This is a genomic window from Actinomyces succiniciruminis, assembly GCF_900002405.1.
In the GTDB taxonomy this organism is placed as follows: Bacteria; Actinomycetota; Actinomycetes; order Actinomycetales; family Actinomycetaceae; genus Actinomyces; species Actinomyces succiniciruminis.
The window spans coordinates 92,053-105,579 of sequence record NZ_LK995531.1 but is presented as its reverse complement, the minus strand read 5'-3'; the positions used below and the strand labels follow the sequence as shown (position 1 = coordinate 105,579).

The following is a 13,527-nucleotide window of genomic DNA, read 5'->3' as shown; positions in this document are numbered from 1 at the left end:
GTCCTGAGGCAGAACTGTCACCGATGTCCTGAGACATAACAGGGTGCTGGGCGCATGCATACCTCTAAAACTCGTGTTCGAGGCGTGAACGCGTGTTCGTGGCGCATGGGGCACCAGGGGGCGGCGCGTGGAGGGCAGCGCCTCACATCCAGGCGACCGGGTCGGCGACGACCTCCTCCAGCAGGGACCAGGCCGCGCCGGTGACCGCCGGCGTCTGATCCTGCGAGGTGGTGATCACCTCGGGCACCGACCAGCGAGAGGACAGCACCCGCTGGCGCAGCTCCGCCTCCAACTCGGGACGTAGGATGTCGGCCAGTGGAGCGAGGTGGCCGCCCAGGATCACCGTGGGAATGTCCAAGACGTTGATGGCGGCGCTCAGTCCGACGCCGAGAGCCCGGGCGGCATCGGTGACCGCCTGACGTGCGGCCGGCGTCTCCGCCTCCCAGGCCGCCACCAATTCCTGCGGTCCGGCCGTCGCCTCCAGTCCGGCGGCGGCCAGAATGAGCCGGCGGCCGGCGTAGCGTTCAACGCAGCCGCGGTTGCCGCAGGTACATAGCGGGCCGGTCGGGTCCACCTGGATGTGCCCTACCTCGCCGGCGAAGCCCGAGACCCCGAGCATGACCCGGTTGTCGCGCACAATTCCCGCGCCGATTCCGTTCTCCCCGGAGAGGTAGATGAAGGAGGGGGATGAATGCAGCGCCGCGGGTCGGTCGCGTCCCGCGGTCAGGGCGCCGAAGTTGGCCTCGTTGCCCAGGCGCAGCACCAGGCCGTCCGGCTGGAGCACGTCGGTCAGGAATGGGCGCGGATCGATCCGCTCCCATCCCAGGTTGGGGGCGCGCAGCAGCGTCTCGTGCGAGACCAAGCCGGGGAGGGCGATGGCGGCGCCCACCTTGCGGGCCCGCCGTACGGCGTCGAGACTCAGCACATCGCGGGTCAGCCTTGCCAGTCGGGGCAGGACCTCTGCGGGATCGGAGGCCTCGAAGTCATCCAGCACTACCCGCTCCGCCAGCACCTGGCCGGACAGGTCAATCGCGCGTACCGCCATCCGCGACACGTTCACCTCCAGGCCGATAGCCACGAAGGTGCCCCGCGCCGGGGCCAGTGGCACTGCCGGACGGCCGGGCCCGGAGGCCGGGGAGGGGTCCAGCTCGGTCAGGATGCCGGCCGCCACCAGGTCGTCGGCCAACCGCGAGGCGGTTGAGCGGGTCATGCCGGTCATGGCGGCGACGTCGGCGCGCGATACCGGCTTGGGGGCGGCGAAGACGTGCCCGGCCAACAGGGCCAGGTTTGCCGTCCGCAGGGTGGACTGCCGTGCGGAGACAGTGGCTGCGGATGCCTGGGTACGGGGGGCGAGGGACGGCGACGCTGACGTCGTGCGGGCTTGAGACACGCCTTGACCATACCGCACACCCGTGGCATAGTTGCGTGAGCGAACAAAATCCGGCTCGAGGAGGAACCATGGTTCGTAAGCCCACCAAGGAAGACAAGTTCTCATTCGGTCTGTGGACCGTCGGCTGGCTGGCCGCCGACCCCTTCGGCGACACCACCCGCACCGCCTTGAAGCCCTGGGAGTACGCCGAGAAGCTCGCCGAGCTGGGCGCCTGGGGCATCACCTTCCACGACAACGACGTCTTCCCCTTCGACGCCACCGATGCCGAGCGCGCGAAGATCGTCGGCAAGCTCAAGGACACGGTGGACGCCACGGGCCTGACCATCGAGATGGTCACCACTAACACCTTCACCCACCCGATCTTCAAGGATGGTGGTCTGACCAACAACGACCGCTCCATCCGCCGCTTCGGGCTGCGCAAGATCCTGCGCAACGTGGACCTGGCCGCCGAGTTGGGCGCCACCACCTTCGTCATGTGGGGCGGGCGCGAGGGCGCCGAGTACGACTCCTCCAAGGACCTGGGTGCCGTCTTCGACCGCTACAAGGAGGGTCTGGACACCGTCGCGCAGTACATCAAGGACCAGGGCTACAACCTGCGCATCGGCCTGGAGCCCAAGCCGAACGAGCCCCGCGGTGACATCTTCCTGCCCACCGTCGGCCACGCCCTGGCCCTGATCGCCGAGCTGGACAACGGTGACATCGTCGGTCTGAACCCCGAGGTCGGCCACGAGCAGATGGCGGGTCTGAACTACACCCACGCCCTGGCACAGGCGCTGAACGCCGGCAAGCTCTTCCACATCGACCTCAATGGTCAGAAGGGCCTGAAGTACGACCAGGACCTGGTCTTCGGTCACGGCGACCTGCTCAGCGCCTTCTTCACCGTCGACCTGCTGGTCAATGGCTTCCCCAGCGGCGGCCCGCGCTACGACGGGCCGATCCACTTCGACTACAAGCCCTCGCGCACCGACGGCATTGAGGGTGTGTGGGAGTCCGCGGCCGCCAACATGGAGATGTACATCCAGCTGGCGGAGAAGGCCCGTGCCTTCCGCGCCGACCCGGAGGTGCAGGAGGCGCTCAAGCTCTCCGGCATCTACGAGCTGGCCGAGCCGACCCTCGCCGAGGGGGAGACGATCGCCGATCTGCTCGCCGACCGCTCCGCCTATGAGGACTTCGACGCCGAGGCGGCCGCCGCCCGCGACTACCACTTCGTCGACCTCTACGAGAAGGCCGTCCAGCACCTCATCAGTTGAACCGGAGCGGCGATGGGGCGGTGCCAAGGCGGTGCCGCCCCAGCGCCGGTCGGTCTCCGCGCCGAAGACGACCCTCCACCTCGACAACGTCCCGCTTCACCATACGACTACACGACTACGCTTTAGTTCGTCCCCTCGAAATCCAAACGCCTTCAACGTGGAAGGAACTCTTATGGCCCTCGTCGCCGGCGTCGACTCCTCGACGCAGTCCTGCAAGCTCGTCGTCCGCGACGCCGCCACCGGCGCCCTCGTGCGTGAGGCCAAGGCCTCCCACCCGGACGGCTCCGAAGTCCACCCCGATCGCTGGTGGACCGCACTCAACGAAGTGATCGACGCCGTCGGCGGGCTCGATGACGTCGCCGCCCTGAGCGTTGGCGGGCAGCAGCACGGCATGGTGGTGCTCGATGCCGACGGTGAGGTCATCCGCCCCGCCCTGCTGTGGAACGACACCCGCAGCGCCGGCGCCGCCCGCGATCTGATCCGCGAGCTCGGCGACGGCGACGAAGCCGCCGGGGCCAAGGCCTGGGCCGACGCCGTCGGCTCGGTGCTCGTGGCCTCCCTGACCATCACCAAGCTGCGCTGGCTGGCCGACCACGAGCCCGAGAATGCCGCCCGCATCGCGGCCATCTGCCTGCCGCACGACTGGCTCACCTGGAAGCTGTCCGGCGCCGCCTCGCTGGACACCCTCGTCACCGACCGCTCCGACGCCTCCGGCACGGGCTACTTCGACTCCGTGGCCAACAGCTACCGCCGCGACCTGCTCGCACTCGCCCTGCACCGCAGCGAGGCCGAGGTCGCCGACATCGTATTGCCCCGCGTCGTCGGTCCACACGAGGAGGCCGCCCGCGGCGGCGCCTTCACGGCGCCGTCGGGGAAGGCGCGGGACCTGACTCATCTGGTGCTCGGTCCCGGCTGCGGCGACAACGCCGGCGCCGCCCTCGGACTGGGCCTGCGCCCCGGCGCCACCAGTGTCTCCCTGGGCACCTCCGGCGTGGTCGCCGCCGTCTCCGCCACTCCCACCCATGACGCCTCCGGGCTGGTCACCGGCTTCGCCGACGCCACCGGCGCCTTCCTGCCGCTGGCCTGCACGCTCAACGCCGCGCGCATTCTGGACGCCGCCAAGCAGGTGCTGGGAGTCTCCTACGATGAGTTCGACCGGCTCGCACTGTCCGCCGAGCCCGGTGCGGCCGGGCTGGTGCACGTGCCCTACCTGGAGGGTGAGCGCACCCCGAATCTGCCCGAGGCCACGGGCATGCTCACCGGCATGACGCTGGCCTCGCTGACCCCTGCGAACTATGCGCGTGCCGCCGTCGAGGGGCTGCTGTGCCTGATGGGGGCGTGCGTCGACGCCGTGCGCGGCCAGGGGGTCGAGGTCGACGCCGTCACACTCGTGGGTGGGGGAGTGAAGTGGGCCTGTGCCCGCGAGCTCGCCCCCGCCGTGCTCGCCGTTCCGGTGGATGTGCCCGAGCCCGGCGAGTATGTCGCCAACGGCGCCGCCAAGCAGGCCGCCTGGGTGCTTGCCGGCGGTGAGGAGCCGCCCGTATGGGAACTCGGCCCGGTCGAGCACCTGACCGCCGAGCCGCAGCCGCAGGTGCGTGCCGCCTACGATGCCGCGGCGGCCATCGTGGCGGCATCGCAGCAGGGGGACTGACTCGCGCTAAGGGCACTGCCGGTAGGGACTCGCCGATCGGCTGCGACGGCGTCGCCGCTACTTCTGCGGCGGCGCCGTCTACGTGCGTCCGCCCCGTCTCTCGTTCGCCGACTGCGCAAGGTGCAATGTGCCGGGATTTGTAGCGAAATGCAACGAAACTATTGATGTCGCATTTCGGCTTGTGTAGTGTCATGACTGCGGGCCAGCGTCGGCCGGCATCCCCTAGTCATCCTCACCGCTTGGACCTGCCGCTACGAGCGCTCCCATGTAGGACCGTACCGCCGCATGGGGTTCATCGCCGTGCCGTTGCGGCGAGTGTTCGGGGCGGTGGGACAACAGCAAAGGCAAGCGCATGCGTACAGCAAAACCCCGGCGCGTCCGCCGGACCCGCCTGCTTGGGGCGGTTGCCGCGGCCGCCGTCGCGACCGCGGGACTGACGGCGGGGGCGGCCGCGGTCGAAACACCGACAGAGCCCCAGCCCTATGCAGTCAGCTACTCGAACTTCGAGTCCAGCCAACCAGACAATCCATGGACGGCGCGCGGCGAGGGGGTGACCGTCGCCACCACCAATGAGGTCAGGCGCAGCCCCTGGAACAGCCTGTACGTCACCGGGCGCACTCAGCCCTGGCACGGAGTGGAGATATCCATCGGCGACTACATGGAGGCGGGGCAGGCCTATGACGTCACGGCCTGGGTCCGGCTGCCGGACGGGGCTGCCCCCACCCGTGCCAAGCTGACCGCCGCCCAGAAGGACGGGCAGTACCTCGAGATCACCTCGCCTACCGAGGTTGGTCAAGAATGGGTGGAACTCACCGGAAGTTACTCGCCCCCCAAGGGTGTCGACGGGACGATCTACATTGAACTGGAAGACCCCACGGCGTCCTTCTATGTGGACGATGCCGCCATCACCGCCTACGCCTGCGGGCGGGGTCCGGTTGACGACTCGACTCCCCTGACCGAGGTCTTGCCCTACCCGGTGGGTGTGGCGGTTACCGCCAACACCCTGCAGGGCGACTCTCTGGAACTGGTCGACCGGCACTTCAACCAGGTCACTCCGGAGAACTTCATGAAGCCGGAGGCCTGGTACAACACCGACCACAGCTTCGTCACCGAGAATGCCGAGGCCGATGCGGTCATGGACTGGGCACAGGCCAACAACGGCCGGGTGTACGGACACGTGCTCGTATGGCACTCCCAGACCCCGGATTGGCTGTTCCAGCACGAGGACGGAACCTTCCTGTCGGGTGACTCCGAGGCCGATCGTGCCGAACTGCGAGAGCGGATGCGCACCCACATCAACAACGTGGCCAAATACCTGTCTGACAAGTACGGGCTGTTCGGCTCGGACACCAATCCGCTGGTGGCCTTCGACGTTGTCAACGAGGTCATTGCGGGCAGCCCCTCTCCCGAGACCGATGGACTGCGCGACTCCTACTGGTACCAGATCCTGGGCGAGGAGTACATCGACGACGCCTTCATTTACGCCAACGAGGCCTTCAACACCACCTACGCCGCTCCCGGCGCCGACCACCCGGTGACGCTGTTCATCAACGAGTACAACACGCAGTACGGCACCGACGCCTCCTCCAAGACCGGGCGTTACCACGCCCTCATCGAGCGGCTGGTGGCGCGCGGCGTCCCGATCGACGGCATCGGACACCAGTTCCACGCCTGGCTCGACGACGATGTCGAGGGCTTCGGGGCGGCCATGAGCGCCTTCGACGACCTGCCGCTGGTGCAGGCGGTTACCGAGCTGGACGTGCCCACCCGCACCAGCACGCCCGTAGACACTCAGACGCTGTTGGACCAGGGCCGCTTCTATCAGAGGCTGTTTGAGATGTTCGCGGAGCAGGATGCCAAGCAGGATCTGTTCTCGGTGACGCTGTGGGGCCTGGTTGACTCCGGATCGTGGCGGTTCTATTCGGGTGACCCCTTGCTGTTCGACCCGTACTACCGCGGCAAGTGGGCCTATGCCGCCGCCGTCGGCCAGGACATCCCGGCGACGCCGCAGGAGTGCGCCGTACCTGAACCCACCTCTGAACCTACTCAAGAGCCGACGGTGGCGGCGCAGCCCTCCGCGTCAGATGAACCGAGTGTCGGCGGTGTGCCCTCATCCTCGGGAGCGCCGAGCGCTACCCCGACAGTCGTTGCAGTGTCTTCGTCAAACTCCGGCGGCGGCTCGCTGGTGCGCACCGGTGCCGAAATCCTGGCGCTGCCGGCTGGAGCTTTACTACTGCTCACCGGAGTGATGGTGCTGAGGGCAAGGCGGCGCCTGGCCTGAGGCTCCCGCGACTGGGGCGGTACAGCCCGGCTGCGGGCGGTGCCGGTGGGGGGCGCTACTCGCCGGTACCTCGGGGTGGCGCGACGGGATGCCGTCGCGCCACCCCACTGCGTGAGCAGGGTTGTGGCAATGGCTGCAGTGCTGGGCGGTGTGCTGGCATCCACGTGCTGCGGCCGTGTTCCCAGATGACAGTTGTCACGACTCCATATAAGTGCTAGCGTGCAACTAAATGGATCGCAGGATCCGTGACCTATCACCCGAGGCGAGGAGGCCTCAATGCAGAATTTGTCGCGCAGGTCGTTTATTGCGGGCGGATCCGTCGCAGCGGCGGCGCTGCTGGCGGCGTGCACCGCGGAGCGAACGGCCGACTACTACGGCGACGTCAGCGGCGGCGAAGGAGCGCTGATCGGCGTCTCCATGCCGACCAAGAACCTGGAGCGTTGGAGCCGCGACGGCGAGAATCTCAAGCGGCTGCTCGAGGATCTCGGCTACACCGTCGAGCTCCAGTTCGCCGACAACAAGGTCGAGCAGCAGAACTCCCAGATCCAGACGATGATCAACAAGTCCCCGGCCGTGATCGTCGTCGGCTCCATCGACGGCTCCGCGCTCGGGCCCGTGCTGCAGAGCGCCGCCGGGCTGGGCATCAAGATCATCGCCTACGACCGCCTGATCCGGGACACCGAGGCGGTGGACTACTACGTCACCTTCGACAACTACAACGTCGGCGCCATGCAGGGGCAGTACATCGTCGACGCCCTCGATCTGGACAACGCCTCCGGCCCCTTCAACTTCGAGCCCTTCGCCGGCTCCCCCGATGACAACAACGCCCGCTTCTTCTTCGAAGGCGCCTGGGACGTGCTGAGCCCCTACATCGAGTCGGGCAAGCTGGTCTGCCCGTCGGGCAAGATGCCCTCCAGCGTGGACGACTGGCAGTCGATCGGTATCCAGGCGTGGTCCAACACCACCGCTCAGTCGGAGATGGAGAACCGGCTCAACTCCTTCTACTCCAGCACCACACGCGTCGACGTCGTACTGTCCCCGAACGACGCCATCGCCCTGGGCGTGGGCCAGGCCCTGGCCTCCGCCGGCTACAACGATGACAACTGGCCGGTCCTCACCGGTCAGGACGCCGACCAGGCCAACGTCGCAAACATAGTGAAGGGCCGCCAGTCGATGACGGTCTTCAAGGACACCCGCCTGCTGGGGGAGCGTTGCGCCACCATGGTCGACCAGATCGCCCGGGGGCAGGAGGTCGAGGTAAACGACACCGAGTCCTACGACAACGGGCAACTGGTGGTGCCCTCCTACCTGCTCGACCCGGTGACCGTCGACGCCGACAACGTCCAAGAGGTCCTGGTCGACTCCGGCTACTACACCGCCGCCGAGGTGGGGCTGTAATGACCACCGCCCCCAAGACCCCGCGCGCCTCCGCACCCGCGCAGGAAGCATCGTCGTCCGCGGACACCATTCTGGAGATGCGGCACATAACCAAGGCCTTCGGCTCCTTCAAGGCCCTGGACGATGTCAACCTGGAGGTCCGCCGCGGCGAGATCCTGGCCATCTGCGGCGAGAACGGCGCCGGCAAATCCACCCTGATGAACGTGCTGTCCGGGGTCTGGCCCCGTGGTACCTATGACGGCGACATCGTCTACGACGGCCAGGTCCGTGAATTCCGCTCTATCCGCGACTCCGAGGCCGTCGGCATTGTCATCATCCACCAGGAGCTGGCACTCAGCCCCTACCTGTCGGTGGCCGAGAACATCTTCATGGGCAACGAGAAGGCAACCCGCGGTGTAATCGACTGGGATGCCACCAATGAGGCGGCCGCCAAACTGTTGCAGGAGGTCGGCCTGAACATCCGTCCGCAGACGCGTGTGGCAGACCTCGGCGTCGGCCAGCAGCAGCTGGTGGAGATCGCCAAGGCCCTGTCCAAGGACGTGCGCCTGCTCATCCTCGATGAGCCCACCGCCGCCCTCAACGACGACGACTCCGCCCACCTGCTCGACCTCATGTGGGGGCTGCGCGAGCGCGGCATCACCATGGTGATGATCTCCCACAAGCTGGCGGAGGTGGCCGGCGTCGCCGACCGCACCACCATCATCCGGGACGGCCGCACCGTCGGCACCGCCCCGCTGCACGGAGAAGGCGCCATCGACGAGGACGAGATCATCCGTCTCATGGTGGGGCGCGAGCTGTCCAGCCGGTTCCCCGAACACACCTCGCATGTGGAGGAGGAAGTGCTCCGGATCGAACACTGGACCGCCCACCACCCCATCGACACCGCCCGGGCCGTCGTCGACGACGCCGCCCTGACGCTGCGGCGCGGAGAGATCGTCGGGCTCGCCGGCCTCATGGGAGCCGGACGCACGGAACTGGCCATGAGCCTGTTCGGGCGCTCCTGGGGCACCAACATCTCCGGACACGTCTACAAGGACGGCAAGGAGATCTCCACCGCCACCGTGCGGCAGGCCATCGACAACGGTCTGGCCTACGTCACCGAGGACCGCAAGGTGCTCGGACTGAACCTCATCCAGGACGTCAAGACCAACACCACGGCTGCCGCCCTGAACAAGGTCTCCTCCCGCGGCATCGTCGACGACGCCGCGGAGGAGGAGGTGGCCGAACGCTACCGGCGCGAGCTGCGCACCAAGACGGAGTCGCTCGCCACCCCGGTCGGCTCTTTGTCCGGGGGCAACCAGCAGAAGGTCGTCCTGGCCAAGTGGATGTTCTCCGACCCCGACGTCCTCATCCTCGACGAGCCGACCCGTGGCATCGACGTCGGCGCGAAATACGAGATCTACCAGATCATCAACCAACTGGCCGATGCAGGAAAGGCCATCCTCGTCATCTCCTCCGAGCTTCCCGAGCTGCTGGGGATATGCGACCGCATCTACACCATGAGCCAAGGCCGGATCACGGGGCAACTGCCTCGGGCCGAGGCCACCCAGGAGAACCTAATGAAGCTCATGACCGTCGAGAAGGACGCCGCCGGCCGGGGGGCCGCGCCGCGCATGGAACAGGAAGGAGCGGAGCAGTGAGCCAGCCGAATTCAGCCGACATCACGACGTCGGAAAGCAAGGTCGAGCGTGCCTCGGGGCGTGGCGAGAATGTCCCCGGTGCCGGGGCCAAGCTGCGCGAGTCCCTCGGCCGCAACCTCCGCCAGTACGGAATCCTGGCCGCCCTGGTGGCGATCATCATCTTCTTCCAGATCCTCACCGGTGGGCTGCTGCTGGCGCCCAACAACGTCGCCAGCCTCATCCAGCAGAACGCCTACGTGATGATTCTGGCGGTCGGCATGGTCATGATCATCATCGCCCGGCACATCGACCTGTCGGTCGGCTCGATCGTCGGATTCGTGGGCGGCGTCATCGGCCTGCTGGTGGTCAACTCCGGGGTGCCGTGGCCGGTGGCCGTGCTGGTGGCGATCGTGATCGGTCTGCTCATTGGCTGCTGGCAGGGCTTCTGGGTGGCGGTCATGGAGATCCCCGCCTTCATCGTGACCCTCGGCAGCATGCTCATCTTCCGTGGGCTGACGGTGGTGCTGGTCCAGCGCACCGTCTCCGGACTGCCGCCCAGCTTCGTGTCCATCGCCAACGGCTCGCTGCCGGCCTGGCTGGGGTACTTCAAGAACTACGACGGCGTCACCATCCTGATCGGCGCGGTCGCCATTGCCGGGCTGGTGTTCACGCAGCTACGTACCCGCCGCCGCAACCGTGCCGCGGGCCGGGCGGTGGACTCCGTTGGTGTAGTCGCCCTGCGACTGGTGGTCTTCGCCGCCGCCATCGGCTTCTTCACAATGTTGCTCGCCTACTCGGCAGGCGGCACGCCGATCGTGCTGGTGATCGTCGGCGCGGTGATCCTCATCTACTCCTTCGTCATGAACAAGACCGTGTTCGGGCGACACATCTACGCGGTCGGCGGCAACCTCAAGGCCGCCCGCCTGTCCGGCGTTAACGTCAAGCGGGTGGACTTCATGGTGTTCGTCAACATGGGCTTCCTGGCCTCGCTGGCGGCAATCGTGACCACCTCGCGCGCCGGGGCCGCGGTTTCTACCGCCGGCAACCTGTACGAGATGGACGCCATCGCGGCGGCCTACATCGGCGGCGCCGCCGTCTCCGGCGGCGTGGGTCGGGTGTCCGGCGCCATCATCGGTGCACTGATCATGGGTGTGCTCAACATGGGGCTGTCAATCATGGCCGTGGACTCCGCCTGGCAGCAGGCCATCAAGGGTCTGGTGCTGGTGCTTGCCGTAGCCGTGGACATCGCCGGCAAACGCCGCAGCGCCGTGTGACGCGGTTCCGCACTCGCCGTCGAGACGACAGGAGTGGCCGGCAGCCGGAGCGGCTGTCGGCCACTCCTCGTGTATGCGCGCGGCCGCGTGGAGTTGCGTGGACTGTGGACCGGATGAGGGGCTACGAGCCCTTCCGACTTCCCAAGCATGTGCGACGGTGGTTCTGTGTGTCGAGAGGCGAGCGGAAGGAGACGGGGTCGCAGCGGACGTGTGAAGAGCCCGTATGAAGCCTTGCTGTTAGCGCAAACATCGCCTATGCTGCACGTGCGGTTCGTGAACGTTCACATTGGCGTGGGCCTGGGCCGCGACAATCACAGTCTGCTTGACGCCGTCCATCCGCTCTCGCGCCGACGGCGCCCGGCTGGTGCACCTTCCAAGGGAGGAACGTGTCCGTGAAAGCTAAGCACGCAACCACAGCGGTTGGAGTTCTGAGTGCCGCTCTACTGACCGCCGGTATGGCACTCCCGGTTCCTGCCGCAGTGGCCGCCAACGGGGTTCCCGCCCCGACGGCTCACTACGATATGTCGCACTCGGGTTCCGTACTAATCGACGTCTCCGGCAATGGTCGCGACGCCCGGCTCACGGGCCTAGACGATTCGGACTTCAAGGTGTATGCGTCCGACGAGTCCCTCGTCTTCGATGGCAATGGCTATGCGACCATGCCGGCAGGAGCTGTAACCGGTACCGACAACGAATTCACCGTAGAGATGTCTTTGACGAATGCAGCCGTCGCCAACCAGTTCGGCTGGGTCATCGGCGACGGCATCGGCTCGTGGAACACGAATCAACTGGGGAACCATGTCTTTGTCAACCCCGCCTCCGGCGAGCGTGAGGGCGGGATCCTATCCGGCATCCGTGTCAAGACTGACGGCGGCAATGGCGAGGACCGTGTGCCCGCCGGTGGACGTCTCGCCTCCGATGCCGTTTCCACGATCACGCTGGTTTCCTCGGGCGACACCATCACCCTGTATGTCGACGGCGTCCAGGAATCCCAGCTCCAGCACGGCAAATCAATGAGCGACATCGTCAAGGGCGACGTCCTGGGCTACATCGGCCGCTCGCTCTACGAGCCGGATGCCCTGCTTAAGGCAACGGTTACGGACATGAAGCTGTGGGACGATGCCCTCACCCCCACCGAGGTTGCCGCTTCAGTCCCGACCGCCGCAGAGCGAGCGGCTGTCTTCCAAGCCATCGTTGCCGAGCAGATCGAGCTCCGTCTCCTCGCCGCCAACACCTCCCTTGAAGACGTGAGGGAAAACCTGACTCCACCCACCGCTGTCAGCGGCACAGTACTGACCTGGGCCTCGTCTGATCCCGCCGTCGTCGCGGCGGATGGCACGATCGCTCGTGGCGCGCAGGATCACCAGTCCACCCTGACCGCAACGGACCCCGCGGGGCGGACCTACGTCTTCGAAGTCACCGTCAAGGCCATATCCGATGACGAGGTTGCCTCACACCTTGCCGCAGAACTGGAAGCAATCAAGCTGGAGTCGGTCACCTACGAGAATCTGCCTCTGGTTGCTGAAGGCGCCCGATACGGCTCGCAGATCACGTGGACCTCCTCCGACCCCTCCGTGATTAGTGAGACCGACTCGGCCTATGCCGCTCCTGACGTCGGCTCTGCCGATCCCTTCGAAGGCGCCGGCATCGTCAGTCGGCCCGCCTACGGCTCCGGGGACAAACAGGTCGTCCTGACCGCCACCGCCACGCTGGGCGGGCAGAGCGCCACGCGCACCTTTGATGTGACCGTCGCTGAGCTGGGCCGCAGTGCGCCCGACGTCGGCTACGCAGCCGCCTACTTCAAGTCGGACAGCAACGAGCGGATATACCAGGACTACACGACGACAAACGACTTCTTCACCTTCACGCCGGCGAACGGCGGCCAGCCGACGGTCGCGTCGCAGACCGACACGCAAGGCCTGCGAGACCCATACATCCTGCGCTCGGTAAACGGTGACAAGTACTACATGCTCGCCACCGATCTGTGCATCGGCTGCGGCACCTCCTGGGGTGATGCCCAATCCAAGGGGTCGCTGAAGATTGAGGCCTGGGAGTCCGCCGACCTGGTCAACTGGACGCGCACCAACGCGGATGACGGCGATACCGGCATTGTGGTCAACCAGCCCGAGGCCGGCATGACCTGGGCTCCTGAGGTCTACTGGGACGATGCGTTGCAGTCCTACGTGGTCTTCTTCGCCTCACGCCTGTACGACGACGTTGACCACATGACCACCTCTACCGGCGCTCACGCCCGCATGTTCTACGTACTGACCCGCGACTTCGAGACCTTCACCTACCCTCCGCAGGTGTGGCAGGACACGGGTTACGCCCGTATCGACTCAACCGTTACGAAGATCGGTGATTACTACTACCGCTTCACCAAGAACGAGGACGGCGGTTCTGCCGATGGGCTGGAGCGTGGCAAGGACATCTTCTTGGAACGGTCCCGGGTCCTGACCTCGGTCACCACCCAGTCCTCTGCAGGCACGGATCCGGCCACCGGTTGGCAGCTGGTCGATACCGCAATGACCACGCCGCTCACCGGTCAGGAGGGCGAGGGCCCGGAGATCGTCAAGCTCAACGAGGGTGACCCGAACAACACGGGCGACGGCTACGTCTTCCTCGTCGACAACTACGGCAACGGCGGTTACGTCCCCTTCGTGA

The 13,527-nt window shown here is 66.7% G+C and carries 8 protein-coding genes; 7 read left to right on the top strand and 1 reads right to left on the bottom strand.

Annotated features, from left to right (window positions below; all coding sequences use genetic code 11):
• Positions 1–142 precede the first annotated feature (142 nt).
• Positions 143–1,390, bottom strand: a complete 1,248-nt coding sequence (locus tag BN1056_RS11790) for an ROK family protein (RefSeq protein WP_244671688.1) — start codon at positions 1,388–1,390, stop codon at positions 143–145.
• A gap of 68 nt (positions 1,391–1,458) precedes the next feature.
• Between BN1056_RS11790 and xylA the strand changes: the two genes are divergently transcribed.
• From xylA to BN1056_RS11755, 7 genes are all read left to right on the top strand, one after another.
• Entirely contained in the window at positions 1,459–2,640 is a 1,182-nt protein-coding gene (gene xylA, locus BN1056_RS11785; RefSeq protein ID WP_111820428.1) for a xylose isomerase, read from the top strand.
• 172 nt (positions 2,641–2,812) lie between these two features.
• Entirely contained in the window at positions 2,813–4,291 is a 1,479-nt protein-coding gene (locus tag BN1056_RS11780) for a xylulokinase (RefSeq protein ID WP_210581456.1), read from the top strand.
• A 352-nt stretch (positions 4,292–4,643) separates the two neighbouring features.
• Complete coding sequence (locus tag BN1056_RS11775; protein ID WP_210581454.1) at positions 4,644–6,572, top strand: endo-1,4-beta-xylanase; 1,929 nt, start codon at positions 4,644–4,646, stop codon at positions 6,570–6,572.
• Between the two features lie 276 nt (positions 6,573–6,848).
• Positions 6,849–7,970, top strand: coding sequence for a multiple monosaccharide ABC transporter substrate-binding protein (gene chvE, locus BN1056_RS11770; RefSeq protein ID WP_210581452.1), 1,122 nt, complete (start codon positions 6,849–6,851; stop codon positions 7,968–7,970).
• Positions 7,971–8,047: 77 nt separating this feature from the next.
• Positions 8,048–9,610, top strand: a complete 1,563-nt coding sequence (gene mmsA / locus BN1056_RS11765; protein WP_244671690.1) for a multiple monosaccharide ABC transporter ATP-binding protein — start codon at positions 8,048–8,050, stop codon at positions 9,608–9,610.
• On the top strand, positions 9,607–10,863 hold the full coding sequence (mmsB, locus tag BN1056_RS11760; RefSeq protein ID WP_244671687.1) for a multiple monosaccharide ABC transporter permease: 1,257 nt from the start codon (positions 9,607–9,609) through the stop codon (positions 10,861–10,863). The genes mmsA and mmsB overlap by 4 nt, the downstream gene beginning before the upstream one ends.
• A 455-nt stretch (positions 10,864–11,318) precedes the next feature.
• On the top strand, positions 11,319–13,527 hold a 2,209-nt coding region (locus BN1056_RS11755; RefSeq protein WP_210581448.1), incomplete at its 3' end, for an immunoglobulin-like domain-containing protein.